We start from the raw sequence: 19,948 nt of genomic DNA on the forward strand, positions 1-19,948 counted from the left end.
TATTTGCGTCCTAAGAATTTCGTAAGAGCGAATTAAGAATTTTAGAGTTTTTTAAGGGCAAAAGCTATAACACCTGGTGCGGTTTGTGGTAGGATAGTAGAGAGTAAGAAGACTCAAAACATGTTTTGAGAAAGATTGGAGAAAGAACGTGAAATTTTTTACGAACAAACCCAAAGACGGAAGACGCCAAAATCCGAACCGTTCCCACATTCCCTTCCGGCTTAACTTTTTGTTTTTAATTGTCTTCTTGTTATTTGCCGCCTTAATTGGGCAATTGGCCTACCTCCAAATCCTCCATGGAGCCATGTTTGAAAATGAGGTAACAAGTGCGACAACAGAAACAGAGACACAAAATGTGCAACGGGGGCAAATTTATGATGCCACCGGGCGGGTCTTAGTTAGCAATAAGTCCTCTCGCGCCATTGTTTATACTAAGCCCACCCACGTGACGTCCGAGCAGTTGTATGCGATTGCCACAGATTTAACCAAGTATATCACTGTGGATACCGATGATTTGTCTGAATCTTACAAGGTCGATTATTATTTAGTGAAACACGAAAAACAAGTTAATAAGCATATTCCGAGGGCAGATAGTTTGAAGGCTAGTGACTTATATCGGGCTCAAAGTAAATATATTCGTGAGGCCAACCTAGTTGATGACCTCAGTCCTAAGCAAAGAGAAGTAGCCCTTTTGTATGGAAAGATGAATGGCGCTTACTCCTTATCTTCTGTCTATTTGAAGACGTCTGGTGTGACTTCCAAAGAAATGGCTTTGGTTGGTGAGCACCAATCAGAAATGGCTGGTATTAGCGTTGGAACTAGCTGGAAACGTAACTATCCTAATGGTAAGGCAGTTCAATCTGTGATTGGGACGGTGACAAGTGAAAAGTCTGGTTTACCAGATAATTCCTTAAATCAGCTTCTAGCCCAAGGTTATGCCCGTAATGATAGTGTAGGTTCAACCTACATTGAATCCAAGTACGAAAATGTTTTAAAAGGAACCAAAAAGACTATCATGGCTGAAACTCGTAATGGGGAACTCTTAAAAAAGACTACCCAATACGGGGGAAAAAAGGGGGATGATATCGTCTTGACCATCAACTCTAAGTTCCAAAAGGAAGTCCAAGATATTGTTGAAACGCAGGTAAAAAATAACTTGGGAGGCAACCCTTATATGAACGGGGGCTATGCCGTAGTTATGAATCCTTATAACGGGAATATTTTGGCCTTAGCTGGCGCAACCCACAATATTAAAAAAGGGACCGTGACTGAGGATGCTTTAGGGACGATTAATAAATCATTTGTTATGGGATCAGTTGTCAAGGGAGCTATGGTGATGGGGGGCTTGACCTCTGGAGTTATCACACCTAATAATAGTTCCTTAGTTGATTCACCGATTAAGATCGCGGGGACCCTGCGAAATCATCTTGGTTTAACAAGTCTGGTTCCGCTACGATGCCTTTGACTGCCTCCCAAGCCTTGGCGGTATCCTCGAACGTTTACATGATGAAGTTAGCCATGTTAGAAGCCGGTTTTGACTATCAACCAGGAACGGCTTTGACAATGAGTCCCAAGATTTTCCAAAAATTACGTCAAAACTTTAAGCAGTTTGGCTTGGGGATTAAGACTGGAATAGATATTCCCGGTGAAACTTCGGGCTACGAAGGACCGGGCGGAAAAGCTAATATCGGGAAGGCTTTGGATATGTCCTTTGGGAACTATGATGCCTATACTACGATTCAATTAGCCCAATATGTTGCCATGATTGCTAATGGTGGTTATCGTATCCAACCACATATTCTTCAAGCCATCCGTGAATCTAGCAAGAGTGGGAAGTTAGGTCGCACAGTTTACCAACACGGGCCCAATGTCTTAGGTTCTTATACAGCTAGCAAGGATGAATGGGATGTCGTTAAAAGTGGGCTCTACCAAGTTGTGCACTCTAGTTTGACTTATCGGACAGGTGGGGCTTTAGCAGATATTAAACCGGAAGTTTCGGCCAAAACCGGGACAGCTCAAACTTTTTATGGTCAAAATGAAACAACAACTTTGAGTGCAGTTTCCTATGCACCGTCAGAGAATCCGCAAGTCGTCGTAGTAGTTGCTTATCCGGGGATTAGTGCTGAATCTTCCGGAATCAATACCACCACGGTTAAGCAAATTTATGAAGCTTACTGGAAAGATGTTCAAGATACGAAGAATCTTGATTAAAAAAGATAGACAAGATTGTCTATCTTTTTTTGATACTTGCGAAGATTTATGCTAAAATTGAATAGTTAGTTACTACGTGAAATTAATAATTAGGAGAGAATTTTAATGAAAGACAATACTAGTCAAGAAACAGTTATTGACTTGTCGCAAATTATTAAAGCCCTCAAAGATGATTTAGCCAAAATCATCGCCTGGGCGGTGGCAGGACTCTTAGTCGCTATCGTGGTGGTGACTTTCTTTATTACCCCTAAGTATAGCGCTACGATTGATTTGTTAGTTAACCAAAAGGCCGACAACACTGCGACCCAATATACGGCCCAACAAGCTGACTTGCAAGCTATCAATACATACCAAGATGTTTTGAAAAAGTCGGTGATTTTAACACCCGTTTTAAAACAAGTCCGCAAGACCGATAACTACAAGGGGAACCTTGGGAGTTTACAAAGTTCAGTGACTGTATCCAATACGACCAACTCTCAAGTGGTTTCAGTTACAGTAGAAGATACGAATGCTTATACGGCAGCTGATATTGCTAACACTATTGGAGATGTCTTTACGGAAAAAATTAAGAAGATGATGAAAGTTGACAATGTAACCATTGTTACCAAGGCTAAAGCTAATACCAACGCAACTTTCCCTAATAAGAAGCTTTTTGCAGCGGTAGGTTTAGTTATAGGGGCCTTAATCGGGATGGCCATTGCTGTAATTAAGGAATTAACTAATACCACGGTTAAAGATTCTGACTTCTTAACAGATGATTTAGAATTAGTTAATTTAGGGACAGTTTACCATATGGATAGCGAACGGAACTTATTCAATGTATCCTCAATTAAGGGTAGTGAATACACGAGTTCTAATCGTCGGGTATAAAGGAGTTTATGATGGCGTTTTTTAAGAAAAATAAAGATAAAATCGATAATACCAGTATGGAAAAGGGGGTTAAATTGATCACCGTGGCGGAACCGAACTCTGTCATTACGGAACAATTTAACACCATTCGGACTAACATCCAATTCTCTAGCGTAGATAAATCCTTCAAGACCTTGATGATTACCTCATCATTGATGTCTGAAGGGAAGTCTACTGTTTCGGCTAATGTGGCGGCTTCCTTTGCTAAGCAAGGTTTACGTGTGCTCTTGGTGGATGCAGACTTACGTCGGCCGACGATTGCCTCAACCTTTGGGATTTCTAGTCCCCAAGGTTTAACCAATTACTTGACGGAACAAAACTTTAATATTAATAATATTATCTATGAAACATCTGTGGATAACCTTTTCGTAATGCCTTCGGGTCCTATTCCACCTAATCCATCAGAATTGATTGGTTCTAATAAGATGCAACACTTGGTGGCGGTTTTGGCTGATCAACTAGACTTGGTTATTTTTGATGCCCCACCAGTCTTATCTGTGACGGATGCTCAAATTCTCTCCACTTGTGTGGATGGAACCATCTTGGTGACACGCGCTGAAAGGTCTGAAAAAGATGCAGTGCGCAAAGCAGTTGAATCTATCAAGCATGTTCAAGGCCACATTATTGGTGCTATCTTAAATGATGTGCATGGTAGTGATGGTGCCTACGGTTATGGTTACTACGCCAAGTAAAAAAGACAAAAAAATACTGGTAATAAAGATTAAAAAATGATATAGTATTTATGTTAGAGCCGAAGTTTTTACTTCGTGCGAATTAGTAAGTATAAGGGAGGTCAGAACAGATGCGTAACAACATTACTTTAGAATGTACAGAATGTCACGAACAAACATACCTTACAAATAAGAACAAACGTAACAACCCAGATCGTTTAGAACTTAAGAAGTACTGCCCACGCGATCGTAAGGTTACTTTACACCGTGAAACAAAATAATTAACAGCAGGCTTTGGTCCTGCTTTTTTTATTGATAACAATGAGGTGGTTATATGGAAAAAAAGCAAATTCGGCAAGTCCAACTTCAAAAACTAGGCCAAGCTGCTAACTCTTGGGCTAAAACTGCCCAGGAATTGGATTTATATCAACAGTTACTACAGACGCCGGAATGGCAAGCGGCCCAAAGTGTCGGTTTAGTTTTAAGTGAAAAAGTCGAAATCGATACTAAACCGCTAATTTTAGCAGCGCAAAGCCAGGGCAAAAAGGTCGGTGTGCCGAAAACCTATCCTGATTTTCAGATGGAATTTATTTATTTAGAAAAGACGACGGAAATTATCCGCACTAAATTTGGCGTACTCGAACCTAAGGACGGGCAGATTATTCCTAAAGATCAGTTAGATTTAATTATTGTACCAGGGCTTTTATTTACTAAACAAGGTGATCGAGTTAGTTTTGGAGGAGGCTTTTATGATCGCTACCTCCAAGATTATCCCGGTCATACTATTGCTTTAGCTGAAGATTTACGTTTGACAAACCAAATTATCTGGCCGGTAGAAACCACTGATATACAGATTCACAAAATTTTAACAGTAGGTGATTAGAATGCGACCTAGTAAAACAATTTGGGTGACCCAAAGTTTGATTGTTCTCAATCTTTTAGTTTATTTAGCCGTTTTGATTTTCTCTAACTTTCACCTTTCGACTTTGGCTTTGATTACCGCCGGAGCTAAGTATGGTCCTTCCATCTACCAGGGTCAATGGTGGCGGTTGGTGACTGCCGTTTTCCTGCATGGAAATTTGGAACACCTCTTGATGAATATGTTGACCCTTTATTTTATGGGGGGCTATATCGAACGTTTCTTTGGACACATCAAAATGTTAGCCCTTTATTTTATCGGCGGAATTGCCGGCAACATTGCGAGTTTGTCTTTTAGTCCGTTGACCGTGTCAGTGGGGGCTAGCGGGGCGGTTTTTGCCTTATTTGGGGCCTTTCTCATGTATGGTCAGTTTCATCGTGATAATGGACCACTATGGTCTTTGACCCGCCAGTTTGGACTTTTGATACTCTTGAACTTTATCTTCATCGGAGCCAATATCGACTGGCAAGCCCATCTAGGTGGTTTATTGGCCGGATACCTGACGGCTTATGTTTTATCATATCCTGACTTGATAAGTAATTGTCCCCCTAAAAATCAGCGTATACTTGCCGGACTTGTACTAATAATAATTTATCTACTTTTGTACATCAAAGGTTTAAATTATTGAGAAAATCCAGTATAATTGAGAGGTGACGTGTTCATGAAGGACTTGTATGATGTACAGCAATTGCTGAAAAGTTTTGGAATTTTTGTTTATGTTGGCAAAAGAATGTGGGATATTGAATTGATTGCCTTAGAACTCGACCACTTACATGATTCTCAGGTGATTGATGATCAAACTTTTGTGACGGCCAAGATGATTTTGGCGCGTGAACACCGCAAAGAAGAACAGCGTGAGAAACGCAAGTAAAAGATAATAAGGAGTAAATAGCTGATGGATAAGAAGTTAATTGGGGTTGACCTTGGTGGGACAACTATTAAATTTGCCATTTTGACAGAAAATGGTGACATTCAACAAAAGTGGAGTGTTGAAACAAATATCTTAGATGAAGGTAGCCACATCGTGCCTGATATCGTAGCTTCCATTAACCATCACCTTGACCTCTACAAGATGGACAAGGACCAATTTATCGGAATCGGGATGGGGACTCCCGGGACGGTTGACGTGGAAAAAGGGACGGTCGTTGGGGCCTACAACTTGAACTGGAAGACCCTCCAAAATGTTAAAGCCGAAATTGAAGCTGGCACAGGCATTAAATTTGCGGTTGACAACGATGCCAACTCAGCTGCTTTAGGTGAAAGCTGGAAGGGTGCTGGTGACAATGCCAAAGAAGTAGTCTTTGTAACCTTAGGGACTGGTGTTGGTGGCGGGGTTGTCACTGACGGAAAATTAGTCCACGGGATGGGTGCCGGTGGTGAAATCGGCCACATTAATGTTCACCCAGGTGGTTTCGAATGTACTTGTGGAAACAAAGGTTGTTTAGAAACTTATGCTTCCGCAACCGGGGTGGTCCGGGTAGCGCGTGCGATGGCGGAAGAATTCGCTGGTAAATCCCACCTTAAAGAAGCTGTCGACAACGGTGAAGAAGTAACTTCAAAATTAGTCTTCGATTTGGCTAAGGATGGAGACAAGTTAGCGGATATGGTTGTTGACCGTGTATGTTACTACTTAGGTTTAGCTGCGGCTAACTTAGGTTCAACCTTAAACTCAATACATTGTTATCGGGGTGGGGTATCTGCGGCAGGTCGTTTCTTATTAGACCGTGTAGATAAGTATTTCCAAGAATTTGCCTTCCCGACGGTACGGACTTCAACAACTTTGAAGTTGGCTGAATTAGGAAATGATGCTGGGGTTATTGGAGCCGCTTCATTAGCCTTACAATTTAAGTAAAAAAGTTTATTAAGCAAAGGGAGGTGGAATTGTGTTTGCAGCAATTTCAACAATAACGGCCCTAACGATTGTCTTATGGTTAATTTTAGCTTGGATTATCGGAGTCCAAATTTACAATTGGTTGGTCGGTCGTAAAGTTTCAAAAGTGGTAGAAAACGAAGAGTTCAAGGCGGGTTTACGCAAAGGTCAAGTTGTCGACATCCGTGAAAGTGCCGATTTTGAAGCTGGTCATATTTTAGGGGCGCGCAGCATGCCGTATAGCCAATTTGCCCTTTATGAAAATGCCTTACGCAAGGATAAGCCGGTTTATATTTACGATCAAAACCGCTCCCTTTGCGTTCGAATTGCTAAGCGTCTTTAATAAAAAAGGTTTCAATGAAATCTACATTTTAAAAGGTGGCTATGCCAAGTGGGATGGCAAGACCAAAAAAGCTAAATACTAAACTGAAAGTCAGGATGAGCCTATCTTGGCTTTTTTGGTTATCATTGGTAATTAAACAAAGCCAGACTTCACAAATGAGTCTGGCTTTGTCTAGTTTTTTAACCTTGGTGAGCGGAGCGGCTCTTGCGTAAGGCACGCCGCCGGTGTTGGTCTAAGATTTCTTCTCTTTCTTCAATTGGTTCAACCACTGACTTTTTGAATGCGTAAAGGCAACCAGCTAAAGTCCCGAGTGTAGCTGCTACACCGAAAAGAGCACCACGAGTAAAGTTTTTCATACTTTTTTCCTCCTTCGAGTTATTACTTTTATTATAAAACGATTCCACCTTGAATAGCTAGAGAAAACCGTTAATTTTTCCCAAAGATTTCTGCCCAAAAAGCTAGAAAAATGCTACAATAAGTAACGATTATATCCACTGAGAAAGGAAAGAAAAATTGAAACAAAAAATTGTTTTAATCGTGGGCCCAACCGCCGTGGGGAAGACGGCCTTATCTTTGAAATTGGCCAGGCATTTCTCTGGCCAAATTATTTCCGGCGACTCCATGCAGGTTTACCGCGGTTTAGATATTGGCACAGCTAAGGCTACTCCCGCCGAACAAGCTCAGGTCCAACACTATCTTATCGACTGTCAGGAGATTGACCAACGTTGGTCGGTGGCCGATTTTATCCAAGCGACAGAAGAACTAACGGCTCAAATTAGTCAAGCCGGCGACTTGCCTCTCTTAGTTGGGGGGACGGGTTTTTATCTCCAGGCGTTACTAGATGGTTACCAACTCGGTGGTGATAAATTCGACCAAACGGACCTGGCTTATCGTGAAAAATGGCAGGCTTTCGCTGAAGAAAAGGGCAGTCAAGCTCTTTGGGACAAACTCGATGAAATCGATCCACAAGCTGCCGCTAAGATACCGGTGCGCAACCGCAGTCGGATTATTCGGGCGTTGGAAGTCTATGAAAAGACCGGGCAACGCTTTTCAGACCAAGCAGACCAACCCAATCCTCACTTTGAGGCATTTATTATCGGACTTAATACTGATCGCGCCTTACTTTATGAGCGCATCAATCAAAGAGTGGATCAGATGTTTGCAGCAGGTCTCCTGGAAGAAGCTCGGAGACTTTACGAAGCGGGGGGCTTAGCCTTGCCTGCTGGTAAGGGAATTGGCTACAAGGAACTGTATCCTTATTTTGAAGGTCACATCAGCTTAGAAGAAGCCAAGGCGGACATCAAACAAAATTCTCGCCGTTATGCCAAGCGACAATTGACTTGGTTTAGAAACAAGATGCAGGTTAACTGGTATGACCTGGTCTTACACCCAGAAGATGAAAATAAAATTATTAAGGATTTAACGGCTTGGTTAAATCCAAAGGAAGGATAATATGCAAACAATTAGTTGGAAACAAGATTTACCCCAAGAATTACAAGTTAAGGTGGCGGAAGTCGAAAACCAAATCGCACCGCGCTTAGAAGAAATGGACCAAGTGGCCCTCTATAACCAACAACGTGTCCTCCGTCTCTTTCGCAAACACCGTGTATCAGAAGAAGACTTAGTTGGCTCGACGGGGTATGGTTACGATGATATAGGTCGCGAAAAGATTGAAAAAATCTACGCAGACTATTTTAAGACGGAAGATGCCTATGTGCGGCCGCAAATGGTATCAGGGACCCACGCCATTCATACGGCCTTTTACACGACCTTACGCCCTGGTGACACTCTTTACTACTTAACGGGAACACCTTATGACACCATCCAAGAAGTTATCGGGATTGCCGGCGATAATCCTGGGACGATGAAGGAATTTGGAATTAATTTCAAGGCCACCGAATTACTAGATAATGGTCAAGTAGACTATGAGAATGCCCGTAAGGTTTTGGAAACAGACCAATCCATAAAAATGGTCGCTATTCAACGTTCCCGTGGTTACTCCACTCGTGATAGTTTTGTGGTGGCTGAAGTTGCAAGATGATTAAGTTCGTTAAGGAGATTAACCCCAATTTGGTAGTCTTCATTGACAATTGCTATGGTGAATTTACTGAATACGAAGAACCAACCTTTTATGGGGCTGATCTCATGGCTGGTTCTCTCTTTAAAAATGCCGGGGCTGGTATTGCCAAAGGGGGAGCATTCCTAGTTGGACGGGCGGACTTGATTCAAGCCGCCGCCGCGCGTTTAGTGGCTCCTGGGGTTGGTAAGGGCGAAGGTCCAACTTGGGGTTACATGCGTGATATCTACCAAGGTTTCTTTATGGCGCCACATACCACTGTACAGGCTATTAAGGGGTCCATTTACACAGCTGCGCTTTTAGAAAAGGTCGGCATGGAAGTCTCACCAGCCTGGGATGCGCCACGGACAGATTTGGTACAAACGGTAATTTTTCACGAGCGTGACGCTATGATTAATTTCTGTGCGGCCATCCAACACTACTCAGCGATGAACTCCTACGTTGATCCGGTACCGTCCTTTATGGAAGGTTATGAAGACGAAATCATTATGGCTTCGGGGAGTTTTATTGAAGGTTCTACGGTCGAATTATCTTCCGACGGTCCTTTGCGTGAACCATTTGCCCTTTATATTCAGGGGGGCTTATCGTACGAACATGTGAAATTAGCCATTACCAACGCCGTGAACGAAACATTTTATACTATGTAAGAAAACGTTACATGAAACGCTTGACAAGTATTGGTCTGCTTGTTATGATAAGCATGTAATTCAGTAAGGAGTGCAGATATGAAGGAAAAAGAGCTTCGACGCTCACAGGCTGTCTTACCCATTGGTACAGTAATGAAATTGACGGACCTTAGTGCGCGTCAGATTCGTTATTATGAAGAACAAGGTTTGGTGGTTCCCCCTAGAAGTGAGGGTAACCGTCGCATGTATTCATTGAACGATATTGATAAATTGTTAGAAATCAAGGATTACCTGGCTGAAGGCATCAATATGGCGGGCATTAAGGAAATCTATGCCCAAGAAGCTGCCAAAAAGGCAAAGCTTCAAGAAGAAGCTAAAAACCGGGTGATGACGGATGCTGAAATGCGTCGCGTTTTGCAAAAAGAGTTTATTAATGTTAGTGGGTTGGGCAAGCCAACGACTTTTCCGCATAATCAACATCTCTAAGTCAACTTATTACGCAAGGAGCAATTATAATGGCAAAGAAAGTTTTTACTAAGGACGAGATTCGTCAAGATGTTAAGGAGAAACATGTTAAATTCCTACGGTTAATGTTTACTGACCTTTATGGAACGATTAAAAATGTGGAAGTACCTATCAGTCAATTAGACAAGGTCTTGGATAACAAAATGATGTTTGATGGTTCTTCGATTGACGGTTTTGTTCGGATTGAAGAAAGTGATATGTGGTTATACCCTGATCTTTCCACATGGATGATTTTCCCATGGGGAAACGAACATGGAACAGTGGCGCGCTTAATTTGTGAAGTTTACAATGCGGATCGCACACCGTTTTATGGGGATCCGCGGAATAACTTAATCCGTATTTTAGATGAAATGAAAGAATTAGGTTTCACGGACTTTAATATCGGACCTGAACCAGAATTCTTCTTATTTAAGATGGATGAAACTACCGGTCGTCCAACGACCCACTTAAATGACAAGGGGAGCTATTTTGACTTGGCTCCGATTGACTTGGGAGAAAACTGCCGGCGTGATATCGTCTTAGAATTAGAAAAACTTGGCTTTGATGTGGAAGCTTCCCACCACGAAGTCGCTCCTGGCCAACATGAAGTTGACTTTAAATATGCAGACGCCTTGACTGCATGTGACAATATCCAAACCTTTAAATTGGTTGTGAAAACTGTGGCGCGTAAGCACGGTTTACATGCAACCTTTATGCCCAAACCTTTGGAAAGAATCAATGGTTCTGGGATGCACTTAAATATGTCCTTATTTAATAAGGACGGTAATGCTTTCTTTGATGAAAATGGCGACGAACAATTATCAGATAATGCCCGTCATTTCTTAGCAGGGGTGTTGAAGCACGCCCGTAGTTACACAGCTTTGATGAATCCATTGGTGAACTCCTACAAGCGTTTAGTGCCTGGCTACGAAGCACCAGTTTACGTAGCTTGGTCTGGTCACAACCGTTCTCCATTAGTGCGGGTTCCTGTTGCTCGTGGTGCTTCTACCCGTTTGGAATTACGTTCCGTAGATCCATCTGCTAACCCATACTTAGCTGTGGCCGCTGTTTTAGCCGCTGGGTTAGATGGGTTAAAGAACAAATTAGAAGCACCATCACCGGTAGACCGCAACATCTACTCCATGACTCAAGAAGAACGGGAAGCCAACAACATTGCCGACTTGCCATCAACCTTACACAATGCCTTAAAGGAATTGCGTACTGATGATGTGATTAAGGAAGCTATGGGGCCTCACTTGTACTCGAACTTTATGGAAGCTAAGCGTCTGGAGTGGGATGCTTATCGGTTAGAAGTTTCCCAATGGGAACTTGACCAATATCTCGAAATGTACTAAAAGTAATGGAAACCTAGTCGTAACATGACGACTAGGTTTTTTTGTGCAAAAAATTGACTTTTTTGTCAAAAAATAATTTTTTTTGCGTATTTAATATATAGAGGGGGTGTTTTAATGGAAGAACTCAAAAGTAAAATTTGGGAATTTTGGCAAGCTAAGAAGTTACCGCTAATCTTAGGACTCAGTGCTATTTTCTTAGTTGGCGGATGGTTTTATCTGATTCGGAGCCCTGCGGAGAGCACGGATTATAGTCTCGCTTCAGCACAGACTGAGACATGGGGTGCTAGCGCAGAAACTAGCGTGTCAAGTTTGTCTTCAAATTCCGCTTTTCCTGTTAGTAGTGAGGTGACAGAAAGGAAAATGATTTATGTTGACGTGAAGGGGGCGGTTAAAAAGCCTGGTGTTTATAGGCTTTCGAATCTGGCTCGAGTGAGTGACGCGGTAGCCAAAGCTGGCGGGGCTACGAAGGACGCATGGTTAGATCAAGTAAATTTAGCCTATCATTTAGAAGATGAGATGTTGATTTATGTACCGACTAATGGGCAAACGGATTTGCCGGATTCGCAGGCCTTAGTGGGGCAAAATCAAGCTAATTTAGCGACAAGTAATACGGATAAAAGTAGTAATGCTAGTGATCAAACAGGTGATAAGATTAATTTGAATACTGCAAGTAAGGAACAATTAATGACTTTAAGTGGCATTGGTGATAAAAGAGCTGATGATATTATTGCTTATCGGCAAGAAAACGGGGGCTTTAAGAGCCTGGAAGATTTACAAAATGTGAGTGGTATCGGTGAAAAAACCTATGCGAAATTGGCCTCACAATTAGTAATCTAAGGGAAGTATGTTATACTTAGAAAAAACGGGGTGAAAATAATGCAAGAAAGAATTCCTTGGAATCAATATTTTATGCTACAGGCCAGTATTTTATCCATGCGCAGTACCTGTCAACGTTTAGCCGTAGGGGCGATTTTGGTACGTGACCAAAGAGTAATTGCTGGTGGCTACAATGGGGCGGTTTCGGGTGATGACCACTGTATTGATGTGGGGTGTTACATGGTAGATGGTCACTGTCAAAGAACCATCCATGCTGAAATGAACGCCGTTTTACAGTGTGCTAAGTTTGGAATTCCTACTAACGGGGCCGAAGTTTACGTGACAGATTTTCCTTGTTTGCAATGTACCAAGATGCTCTTACAAGCCGGAATTACCAAAATCCACTATTTAAGAAATTATCACAATGATTCTTACGCAATGCAGTTATTACAAAAGAAAAAGGTAACTGTGCAACAAGTTAAAATTGATGACCAATATCTAGAAGATGTTGGTCAGATTACCCAAGAAAATTAGGTAAACTAGATGCGCTGTTTTTTTAGCGCAGTTACCGCAATTATTACCTGTTTTTTCGTGATTAAGCCCCACCTCTTAATCGGGGTGATTGCCTTATTGTGGGGATTACGCGTGTTAGCTACTCGTGATAAAAAAATCATTTTGCTAGTTACGGTGACCGCTGTGGTCTTTTTAGGTGTAGGCTGGCAAGAAAAACGAACCGTTCAAAGTCAAACACCACGGGAAGTCCAAAAGTGCCAGGGAACCATTCGGTCTATGCCGATGGGGTCAAAGTTAACGGTGACTTAGCGACTTTTACGGGGGTTTGGTTAGAGAAAAAACAAAAGGTGCAACTGTACCTTTACTTGAAACAAAAATCCCAGCAGTTAGCATTAAAGAAACTAGCTAAAGGTGGGAGGTACGCTTTTACTGGTCAAGTCCAAGCTTTTAGCCCTCCTACCAATGAAAATCAATTCGATTATCAATTTTTTATGCGTAGTAAGCAAACGTATCTTAGTTTACGGGCGGATAAATTGAGACGGGTGGGTGATTTAAAGGAAAGGGGATTAACGTTAGCCACCATCCATGCTTGGCGACAAAAGAGTGCCTTGGCTTTACAAAAGCTACCGCAACCCCTGAGTTCCTTTGCTCAGTTGCTCTTAATTGGGAGTAGTGAGGTTGAATTTCAGACCACCCTTAATCAAATCAAGAAATTGGGACTTTTGTATCTCTTTTGTCTTTCTGGGATGCATGTTTTTTACGTGGTAGGGTTCTTGCGCACTCTAGCGAAATTTTTCCGGCTAAAGCCAGGGTTAGAAAATCTCCTATTAGTCGTGATGTTGCCTTTTTACGCTTTGTTAGCGGGAGCTTCAACTAGTCTTTTAAGAGCAGTGGGGATGGTATGGTTCCGGAGTTTAAGTCAGCTGGGATCTAGAAAATTATCACGCTAGAAGCCTGGAGCTTAGTTGGTTTGCTAACTTGTCTTTGGCGTCCATTAAGTGTCTTTAATCTAGGAGCCAAATGAGTTATCTTCTAACTTTACTATTAATTGTGGTCCCTGATAAAGTGGCCTGGCGGCAAAATTTAATGCTTAACTTATTTTCGATTCCCTTACTCTTATATAGTAGCTATCAATATAGTTTGTGGACAATTTTGTTGAGTTGGTTATTTGGACCGCTGTTTACCTACGGAATCTTACCGACAGTGCTCTTGGGAACTTTTCTACAACCAATACGCTCCTTTAGTAATCGTCTTTTGTGGGCTTTATGTCAATTATTTGCCAGATTAGATCAGCATGCGGGGTTAGTGACCTATGGTAAGCCTGCCTTAATTAGTGTTTGCCTTGTCCTGTTCATGCTGCTATTATTAAAAGTGCATCCTCATAAGCACTATTATCGCTGGTGCATACTTCTAGTTGTGAGTTTAAACTTTATGTGGTTGCACTATCCTTGGCACGGAGAAATTGTTTACTTTGATATTGGTCAAGGTGATTGTACTTTGATACGCACAGCTCGTAATCGGCAAGTTATTTTAGTCGATACCGGTGGTAAGGTGTCTTTTCAAAAAGAAACTTGGCAGACCCGGCAAAGTAAAACCAATGGTCAAACTGTAGTGGCTAATTATTTGTTGAGTAAAGGAATCAATCATATCGATGATTTAATTTTAACTCATCAGGACACTGATCATGTAGGGAACTTTCCTAGTATCAGCCAAGAAATCAAGGTGAAGCAAGTTTGGATTCCGGCTGGTATGGAGCAGAGCTCTTCTTTTCAGCGGCGCTTAGTGGCCAGTCGGATTCAGCCTACACAAGTCAAAGGTATCACGACTCAGCATCATTCTGGGTGGCCGGCTAATTTATCCTTATTACATCCTTTCCAACCAGGTAAAGGGAGTAATGAAGACTCTATTGCCTTTATTTACCGCTATTATGGGATTAATTGCTGGTTTTCTGGTGATTTAGACCGTAATGGTGAAAAGCAAATTTTACAGCAGCATCCTACTTTACGGGCCCAGATTTTAAAAACTGGTCACCATGGGAGTAAGACTGCTACAGATCCGAGTTTAGTTGCGGCTTTGCAACCTAAATTAGCGGTCATTTCGGCTGGCCGGAATAATCGTTATGGTCACCCCAACCAAGAAACCTTGGCAACTTTAAAAAATTATGGGGTGCCTTACTTAAATACTGCTCATAGCGGAATGATTAGTTTACGAATAGTAAAGGGTCGACCACAAGTAAGCACTTATATAAAGTAATGAATAAGTAGAAAAATTGAAGGAGGCTTTTGATGAAAGTTTGGGAATTAGCATCAGTGTTGCCAAAAGGTTCCTTGGCACCGGTGTATTTAATCTTAGGCCAAGAAGAATACTTGGCGCAAAGGGCCTATCAACTATTAATGCAGACTATCCCGGAAGAAGAACAAGATTTAAATATCGGTCAATACGACATGGAAGTTACACCGCTTTCTGAGGCAGTCAACGATGCCATGTCCATTCCTTTTTTTGGGGAACGCCGGCTCGTCTTTATTAACCGACCTTATTTTTTGACCGGGGAAAATAAAAAGGTTCCTTTTGAACAAGATATTGACAGTTTAGTCAAGTACTTACAACAACCAGAAGAGACCACAACTCTAGTCATTATGGCACCTTATGCGAAATTAGATGAGCGTAAAAAGGTTACTAAGGTTTTAAAAAAGCAAGCTGTCTTGATTGATGTTAATCCTTTACAAGAAAATGAAGTACGGAACTATTTGGATAATGAATTAATGCAAGCTGGTTATCAGATGCAACCGGTCGCTTTTCAAAGTCTCTTAGAAAGAACTGATGCTAAATTATCTTTGATTATGGCCGAGTTGCCTAAATTATTCTTGTTAGCCCAGGACGATAAGCTTATCACCCAGGATCAAGTTGAACGGATGGTCAGCCGCTCTCTCGAGCAAACTGTCTTTGACTTGGTAGAATTTGTCTTGCAAAAGCGCCTACAAGATGCTTTGACTCTATATCATGATTTGCTTTTACAAAAGGAAGAACCGCTCAAAATTAATGCAATTTTATTGGGACAATTTCGACTATTACTGCAGACGGCCGTTTTAAAGCGGAGTAATTATGACCAAGGTAGTATTGCTTCTTCCTTAAAAGTCCACCCATATCGGGTTAGTCTTGCCTTAAAAAAACTTCGCTACTTTCGAGTAGGAGATTTAAAACGGGCTTATTTAGGTTTAGTTGGTATTGAAGAACAGTTGAAATCAACTAATCAAGATCCAGAATTACTATTCCAACTGTTCTTATTAAAATACACCAATCAAAAGCAAAGCGCATAAAAAATCCCTTGCCCAACGGCAAGGGATTTTTAAGCTTATTATTTAGCTAAGCGAGCAGCCATGCGTGACTTGTCACGAGCAGCCTTGTTAGCCTTGATTAAACCTTTTGATTGTGCTTTATCAACAGCTGATACGGCTTGGTTGAATAATTCTTCAACGTTGTCGGCACCTGCAGTTTTAGCTTTTTCGAATTTCTTGATAGCAGTACGCATTTTGCTTAATTGAGCAGAATTCTTAGCGTTAGCTTTTTCGTTTGTGCGTACACGTTCGATAGCTGATTTGATGATTGGCATTAATTTCACCTCCAAGTTATGATTCCATTTTCGGTCTCACATAATTTCAACATAAATCATTATACAAGAGGCCCGCAAACATTGCAATAAAAAAATTCGGGAACTGTCAAGAAAATTTCCTTGACAGTAATTGTATAAAAAAGTTCTTGCATTTAAAGTGGAAAAACGTTACACTAAACTGGTATTAAAAATACAAACCATTAACTTAGTTTAACGACGACACCGACGTTTTACCCGGTTGATGGCAATTATTTATTTGAAAGGTGGATTTCCCATAATGGAAAACATGACTAAAACAGAAATTATGCAAAAATACGCACGTCACGAAGGCGACACAGGTTCAGCTGAAGTTCAAATCGCTGTCTTGACTGCAGATATCAACAAGTTGAACGAACACATTCGTCAACACAAGAAAGACCACGCTTCACAACGTGGTTTGATGAAGAAAATCGGTCACCGTCGTAACTTGTTAGCTTACTTACGTAAGACTGACGTACAACGTTACCGTGAATTAATTAAGAGCTTAGGCTTACGTCGTTAATTCACTGGGAGGGACTTTCCTTTAGGGAAGGTTCCTCTTTTTTTGTGATAAAATCGAAAAATCAGCCAAACTATGATATAATTAATACTCAATGTAACAGTTAAAAAATAGGGTGCTTTGAAAGGTCACACAAACGATTAGAAGGTTTCTTCAATTACTCGCTCATTACCGTCAAAATGACGGGAAGTTGATTTAATGCTTCTTTGTTTAAGGGGACTTTTAAAGTATTCCCATGAGGAAAGGTTGATAATATGGATTTTACACAAGCCAAGGTCGTTACCGCAATGGTAACGCCATTTGATGATGATAATCAGGTGAGTTTTTCCCGATTAGAAAAATTAATTAATTATTTGATTGCCACAGGCAGTCAAGGAATCTTAGTTAATGGGACAACAGGTGAAGGCCCCACCTTAAGTCACGCTGAAAAGATAGCTTTGATTGAAGCAACGGTCAAGTACGTTGCAGGACGGGTTCCGGTGATGGTTGGAACGGGGAGTAATGCTACGGCGCAAACGCTCGAATTTACCCATGAAGTAAGTCAAATTTCTGGGGTTGACGCAGTTTTAGTTGTGGTACCTTACTACAATAAACCTAACCAAGCCGGCATGTTAGCTCATTTTACTGCAGTAGCTGATGCAAGTAACTTGCCAGTCTTTATTTATAATATTCCTGGTCGGACTGGAGTTAAGATGGAAGTTGAAACGGTCGTTACTTTGGCCAAGCATCCTCGAATCGCGGGGATTAAGAGTTGTACAGGGGTAGAGGATTTAGCCTTGTTGGTAGAAGAAACGCCAGCAGATTTTCTTGTTTACTCGGGTGAAGATGCAGAAAGTTTAGCAGCAGCGGCGATTGGTGCACAAGGAATCATTTCCGTGGCGAGTCATATATATGGCTCTGAAATGGTGCAAATGTATGCAGCTTATGCCGCAAGGGAAAATGAGGTAGCGGCGCGTTTAATGCGGCAATTAACACCGAAAATGAAGTTGCTTTTCTCATATCCGTCACCAACACCGGTAAAAGCAGTCTTAAATCGATTGGAAATACCAGTGGGGAAAACACGTTTGCCTTTAGTAGATTTGACGGATGAACAAGCACAAAAGTTGATGCTTGACTTAGGATTATAAGAGGAAGTAAAATGAGCACAATAAAAATTGTCCCACTTGGCGGGGTGCGAGAAAACGCCAAGAACATGTATGCCGTCGAAATTGACGACCGAATTTTCATCTTAGATTGCGGGTTAAAATACCCTGAAAACGAACTTTTAGGGATTGATATTGTGATTCCTGATTTTGAATACTTGAAGCAAAATAAACGTCGTATTGTCGGGGTTTTCTTAACGCACGGCCACGCCGATGCTATTGGGGCCTTACCATACTTTGTTTCAGAGTTTAACGTTCCAGTCTTTGGTTCTGAATTAACTTTAGCTTTGGCCAAAATTTACTGTGAAAATGAAGGACTAACTAAGAAGTTCGGAGATTTTCATGTGATTAATGCGGAAACTGAGATTGAATTTGGTGATGTGATTGTTTCTTTCTTTAAGACGAGCCATTCGATTCCTGAATCCTTAGGGATTGTTTTGAAGACAGACGAAGGTAACATTGTTTACACTGGTGACTTTAAGTTTGACCAAACTGCGGCAAAGGGTTACCAAACTGACTTAGGGCGCTTAGCCCAAATTGGTCAAGAAGGCGTGTTAGCGCTTTTGTCTGATTCTGCCAACGCTGATAACCCGACCGAAATTGCTAATGAACAAGAAGTTTACAATTTCATTAGTGAAACTTTCGAATACCGTCCAGGACGAATCGTAGTCGCCTGTGTCGCTTCCAATATTTTGCGGGTGCAACAAATTTTAAATGCAGCTGCGGAAAATGAACGTAAGGTGGCTTTAACCGGGCATGATATCGAAAAGATTGTGCGTACAGCTATGCAAAGAAAGAAACTAACTTTGCCAAGCGATGATTTATTGATTGATATTAATAAGATTGATGACTACGCGGATGATGAATTGGTAATCTTGGAGACTGGTCGTTCGGGTGAACCACTCAAATCTTTACAGAAAATGGCTTTGGGTCGTCACCGTTATGTCAACTTACATGAAGGCGACCAAGTTTTGATTACGACCACGCCATCGCATGCCATGGATACCGCCATGGCTCGAACACGGGACTTAATTTACCGCTCTGGGGCCGATGTGCGTTCGATTTCCGAAGAATTCAATACTTCTGGTCACGCTAGTCGTAATGATTTACAGTTACTGATGAACTTGTTGAAGCCAGAATATGTCTTTCCAATTCAAGGGGAATATCGTTTGATGGCGGCTAATGGTCGTCACGCTCAAGAATTGGGAATTCCAGCCGAAAATGTTTTTCTCCTAAACAAGGGAGATGTGGCCGAATATACTAATGGCAAGATGTTAGTCGCTTCTTCCGTTGAAGTCGGGGATACAATGATTGACGGAATTGGGGTCGGTGATATTGGTAATATTGTTTTACGGGACCGGAAGATTCTTTCAGAAGATGGAATTTTTGTGGCTGTGGTAACCATCGATCGACGCAAAAAGAAGATTGTTGATACACCTAAATTGACTTCAAGAGGCTTTGTTTATGTGAAAACTAGTCGTGATCTAATGACGGAAGCCAGTGAAATTGTCAAAAAAGCTGTGCAATCTAATTTAGATAACAAGGAATTTGATTGGTCTCACTTAAAGCAGGATGTACGTGAGCAATTGAACCGGTTCTTATATGAACAAACTAAACGGCGTCCAGTAATCTTGCCAGTCATTATGGAAATTAACCAGTACCGTAACTTTGGCAAGAAAAATAGCAAGAATAACTTGGAAAGTAAGAAAAATTCCAAGATAAAAGCTAGCAAAAAAAGTATGAAAAAATCAGCCAAAGATAAAAATAAACAAGTTAAGCCCAACCGAAGTGTTAATAAGCGGGTTTAAAGTAAGTAGCTCCTAACTCAGGAGCTATTTTAAATT

At 41.4% G+C, this 19,948-nt stretch carries 22 protein-coding genes and 2 pseudogenes; 22 read left to right on the plus strand and 2 right to left on the minus strand.

From position 1 onward, the window contains the following. Positions 1-148 precede the first annotated feature (148 nt). From JCM10991_RS11990 to JCM10991_RS12010, 9 genes and pseudogenes are all read left to right on the plus strand, one after another. A pseudogene (locus JCM10991_RS11990) lies at positions 149-2,211 on the plus strand (peptidoglycan D,D-transpeptidase FtsI family protein). Between the two features lie 105 nt (positions 2,212-2,316). Next, positions 2,317-3,081 carry a YveK family protein gene (locus JCM10991_RS11995; protein ID WP_035187692.1) on the plus strand — a complete coding sequence of 255 codons (765 nt, stop codon included), beginning with the start codon at positions 2,317-2,319 and terminating at the stop codon, positions 3,079-3,081. Between the two features lie 11 nt (positions 3,082-3,092). Continuing rightward, positions 3,093-3,812 (plus strand): CpsD/CapB family tyrosine-protein kinase, encoded by a 720-nt coding sequence (locus JCM10991_RS12000; protein ID WP_035187695.1) that lies wholly within the window; start codon positions 3,093-3,095, stop codon positions 3,810-3,812. A 110-nt stretch (positions 3,813-3,922) separates the two neighbouring features. Beyond that, positions 3,923-4,072 carry a 50S ribosomal protein L33 gene (rpmG, locus tag JCM10991_RS00565; protein ID WP_023858911.1) on the plus strand — a complete coding sequence of 50 codons (150 nt, stop codon included), beginning with the start codon at positions 3,923-3,925 and terminating at the stop codon, positions 4,070-4,072. A gap of 53 nt (positions 4,073-4,125) precedes the next feature. Next, positions 4,126-4,674 carry a 5-formyltetrahydrofolate cyclo-ligase gene (locus tag JCM10991_RS00570; RefSeq protein ID WP_023858910.1) on the plus strand — a complete coding sequence of 183 codons (549 nt, stop codon included), beginning with the start codon at positions 4,126-4,128 and terminating at the stop codon, positions 4,672-4,674. Between the two features lies 1 nt (position 4,675). Continuing rightward, the gene (locus JCM10991_RS00575) at positions 4,676-5,338 is read left to right on the plus strand and encodes a rhomboid family intramembrane serine protease (protein ID WP_035187699.1); all 663 of its coding nucleotides are present in this window, start codon (positions 4,676-4,678) and stop codon (positions 5,336-5,338) included. 33 nt (positions 5,339-5,371) lie between these two features. Beyond that, positions 5,372-5,581: a YqgQ family protein gene (locus tag JCM10991_RS12005; protein ID WP_023858908.1), complete on the plus strand. Its 210-nt coding sequence runs from the start codon at positions 5,372-5,374 to the stop codon at positions 5,579-5,581. A 24-nt stretch (positions 5,582-5,605) separates the two neighbouring features. Further along, positions 5,606-6,562 (plus strand): ROK family glucokinase, encoded by a 957-nt coding sequence (locus tag JCM10991_RS00585; RefSeq protein WP_025020254.1) that lies wholly within the window; start codon positions 5,606-5,608, stop codon positions 6,560-6,562. A 31-nt stretch (positions 6,563-6,593) separates the two neighbouring features. Then, complete coding sequence (locus JCM10991_RS12010; protein WP_369384676.1) at positions 6,594-6,923, plus strand: rhodanese-like domain-containing protein; 330 nt, start codon at positions 6,594-6,596, stop codon at positions 6,921-6,923. A 179-nt stretch (positions 6,924-7,102) separates the two neighbouring features. On the opposite strand, the gene JCM10991_RS14750 is transcribed toward JCM10991_RS12010, so the two are convergent. After that, positions 7,103-7,279 (minus strand): DUF3042 family protein, encoded by a 177-nt coding sequence (locus JCM10991_RS14750; protein ID WP_023858905.1) that lies wholly within the window; start codon positions 7,277-7,279, stop codon positions 7,103-7,105. Between the two features lie 157 nt (positions 7,280-7,436). Here JCM10991_RS14750 and miaA point away from each other — a divergent pair, with 157 nt between their 5' ends. The 10 genes and pseudogenes from miaA to holA all read left to right on the plus strand — a co-directional run bounded on the left by miaA (position 7,437) and on the right by holA (position 16,131). Next, on the plus strand, positions 7,437-8,375 hold the full coding sequence (gene miaA / locus JCM10991_RS00600; protein WP_025020255.1) for a tRNA (adenosine(37)-N6)-dimethylallyltransferase MiaA: 939 nt from the start codon (positions 7,437-7,439) through the stop codon (positions 8,373-8,375). 1 nt (position 8,376) lies between these two features. After that, a pseudogene (locus tag JCM10991_RS12015) lies at positions 8,377-9,647 on the plus strand (methionine gamma-lyase family protein). Positions 9,648-9,725: 78 nt separating this feature from the next. Continuing rightward, on the plus strand, positions 9,726-10,112 hold the full coding sequence (locus JCM10991_RS00610; protein ID WP_023858902.1) for a MerR family transcriptional regulator: 387 nt from the start codon (positions 9,726-9,728) through the stop codon (positions 10,110-10,112). A 29-nt stretch (positions 10,113-10,141) separates the two neighbouring features. Beyond that, positions 10,142-11,485: a type I glutamate--ammonia ligase gene (gene glnA, locus JCM10991_RS00615; protein WP_023858901.1), complete on the plus strand. Its 1,344-nt coding sequence runs from the start codon at positions 10,142-10,144 to the stop codon at positions 11,483-11,485. Positions 11,486-11,599: 114 nt separating this feature from the next. Then, entirely contained in the window at positions 11,600-12,322 is a 723-nt protein-coding gene (locus JCM10991_RS00620; RefSeq protein WP_025020256.1) for a helix-hairpin-helix domain-containing protein, read from the plus strand. Between the two features lie 39 nt (positions 12,323-12,361). Further along, on the plus strand, positions 12,362-12,835 hold the full coding sequence (locus tag JCM10991_RS00625) for a ComE operon protein 2 (RefSeq protein WP_035187701.1): 474 nt from the start codon (positions 12,362-12,364) through the stop codon (positions 12,833-12,835). Positions 12,836-12,844: 9 nt separating this feature from the next. Then, the gene (locus JCM10991_RS12020; protein ID WP_035187703.1) at positions 12,845-13,123 is read left to right on the plus strand and encodes a hypothetical protein; all 279 of its coding nucleotides are present in this window, start codon (positions 12,845-12,847) and stop codon (positions 13,121-13,123) included. Then, complete coding sequence (locus JCM10991_RS14225; RefSeq protein ID WP_051527926.1) at positions 13,069-13,764, plus strand: ComEC/Rec2 family competence protein; 696 nt, start codon at positions 13,069-13,071, stop codon at positions 13,762-13,764. Before JCM10991_RS12020 ends, JCM10991_RS14225 begins: the two co-directional genes overlap by 55 nt. A 136-nt stretch (positions 13,765-13,900) precedes the next feature. Further along, positions 13,901-15,067: a ComEC/Rec2 family competence protein gene (locus tag JCM10991_RS14230; RefSeq protein WP_162149479.1), complete on the plus strand. Its 1,167-nt coding sequence runs from the start codon at positions 13,901-13,903 to the stop codon at positions 15,065-15,067. Between the two features lie 32 nt (positions 15,068-15,099). Continuing rightward, on the plus strand, positions 15,100-16,131 hold the full coding sequence (gene holA, locus JCM10991_RS00635; RefSeq protein WP_023858897.1) for a DNA polymerase III subunit delta: 1,032 nt from the start codon (positions 15,100-15,102) through the stop codon (positions 16,129-16,131). A gap of 38 nt (positions 16,132-16,169) precedes the next feature. Here holA and rpsT read toward each other — a convergent pair whose 3' ends face one another. After that, positions 16,170-16,424 (minus strand): 30S ribosomal protein S20, encoded by a 255-nt coding sequence (rpsT, locus tag JCM10991_RS00640; protein WP_023858896.1) that lies wholly within the window; start codon positions 16,422-16,424, stop codon positions 16,170-16,172. A 277-nt stretch (positions 16,425-16,701) separates the two neighbouring features. Here rpsT and rpsO point away from each other — a divergent pair, with 277 nt between their 5' ends. The 3 genes from rpsO (at position 16,702) to JCM10991_RS00655 (ending at position 19,912) form a co-directional block, all read left to right on the plus strand. Beyond that, on the plus strand, positions 16,702-16,965 hold the full coding sequence (gene rpsO, locus JCM10991_RS00645) for a 30S ribosomal protein S15 (protein ID WP_023858895.1): 264 nt from the start codon (positions 16,702-16,704) through the stop codon (positions 16,963-16,965). A 251-nt stretch (positions 16,966-17,216) separates the two neighbouring features. Continuing rightward, the gene (gene dapA, locus JCM10991_RS00650) at positions 17,217-18,089 is read left to right on the plus strand and encodes a 4-hydroxy-tetrahydrodipicolinate synthase (RefSeq protein ID WP_023858894.1); all 873 of its coding nucleotides are present in this window, start codon (positions 17,217-17,219) and stop codon (positions 18,087-18,089) included. An 11-nt stretch (positions 18,090-18,100) separates the two neighbouring features. Further along, the gene (locus JCM10991_RS00655; protein WP_023858893.1) at positions 18,101-19,912 is read left to right on the plus strand and encodes a ribonuclease J; all 1,812 of its coding nucleotides are present in this window, start codon (positions 18,101-18,103) and stop codon (positions 19,910-19,912) included. The last annotated feature ends 36 nt before the right edge of the window (positions 19,913-19,948 follow it).

The organism is Ligilactobacillus equi DSM 15833 = JCM 10991 (assembly GCF_000615765.1).
GTDB classification, from domain to species: Bacteria; Bacillota; Bacilli; order Lactobacillales; family Lactobacillaceae; genus Ligilactobacillus; species Ligilactobacillus equi.

What these genes read in the sequence shown, in the direction of transcription:
- JCM10991_RS11995 (WP_035187692.1), top strand. Translation starts at nt 2,317, where the DNA reads ATGAAAGACAATACTAGTCAAGAAACAGTTATTGACTTGTCGCAAATT.
- JCM10991_RS12000 (WP_035187695.1), top strand. Translation starts at nt 3,093, where the DNA reads ATGGCGTTTTTTAAGAAAAATAAAGATAAAATCGATAATACCAGTATG.
- rpmG (WP_023858911.1), top strand. Translation starts at nt 3,923, where the DNA reads ATGCGTAACAACATTACTTTAGAATGTACAGAATGTCACGAACAAACA.
- JCM10991_RS00570 (WP_023858910.1), top strand. Translation starts at nt 4,126, where the DNA reads ATGGAAAAAAAGCAAATTCGGCAAGTCCAACTTCAAAAACTAGGCCAA.
- JCM10991_RS00575 (WP_035187699.1), top strand. Translation starts at nt 4,676, where the DNA reads ATGCGACCTAGTAAAACAATTTGGGTGACCCAAAGTTTGATTGTTCTC.
- JCM10991_RS12005 (WP_023858908.1), top strand. Translation starts at nt 5,372, where the DNA reads ATGAAGGACTTGTATGATGTACAGCAATTGCTGAAAAGTTTTGGAATT.
- JCM10991_RS00585 (WP_025020254.1), top strand. Translation starts at nt 5,606, where the DNA reads ATGGATAAGAAGTTAATTGGGGTTGACCTTGGTGGGACAACTATTAAA.
- JCM10991_RS14750 (WP_023858905.1), bottom strand. Translation starts at nt 7,279, where the DNA reads ATGAAAAACTTTACTCGTGGTGCTCTTTTCGGTGTAGCAGCTACACTC.
- JCM10991_RS00610 (WP_023858902.1), top strand. Translation starts at nt 9,726, where the DNA reads ATGAAGGAAAAAGAGCTTCGACGCTCACAGGCTGTCTTACCCATTGGT.
- glnA (WP_023858901.1), top strand. Translation starts at nt 10,142, where the DNA reads ATGGCAAAGAAAGTTTTTACTAAGGACGAGATTCGTCAAGATGTTAAG.
- JCM10991_RS00620 (WP_025020256.1), top strand. Translation starts at nt 11,600, where the DNA reads ATGGAAGAACTCAAAAGTAAAATTTGGGAATTTTGGCAAGCTAAGAAG.
- JCM10991_RS00625 (WP_035187701.1), top strand. Translation starts at nt 12,362, where the DNA reads ATGCAAGAAAGAATTCCTTGGAATCAATATTTTATGCTACAGGCCAGT.
- JCM10991_RS12020 (WP_035187703.1), top strand. Translation starts at nt 12,845, where the DNA reads ATGCGCTGTTTTTTTAGCGCAGTTACCGCAATTATTACCTGTTTTTTC.
- JCM10991_RS14230 (WP_162149479.1), top strand. Translation starts at nt 13,901, where the DNA reads ATGCTTAACTTATTTTCGATTCCCTTACTCTTATATAGTAGCTATCAA.
- holA (WP_023858897.1), top strand. Translation starts at nt 15,100, where the DNA reads ATGAAAGTTTGGGAATTAGCATCAGTGTTGCCAAAAGGTTCCTTGGCA.
- rpsT (WP_023858896.1), bottom strand. Translation starts at nt 16,424, where the DNA reads ATGCCAATCATCAAATCAGCTATCGAACGTGTACGCACAAACGAAAAA.
- rpsO (WP_023858895.1), top strand. Translation starts at nt 16,702, where the DNA reads ATGGAAAACATGACTAAAACAGAAATTATGCAAAAATACGCACGTCAC.
- dapA (WP_023858894.1), top strand. Translation starts at nt 17,217, where the DNA reads ATGGATTTTACACAAGCCAAGGTCGTTACCGCAATGGTAACGCCATTT.
- JCM10991_RS00655 (WP_023858893.1), top strand. Translation starts at nt 18,101, where the DNA reads ATGAGCACAATAAAAATTGTCCCACTTGGCGGGGTGCGAGAAAACGCC.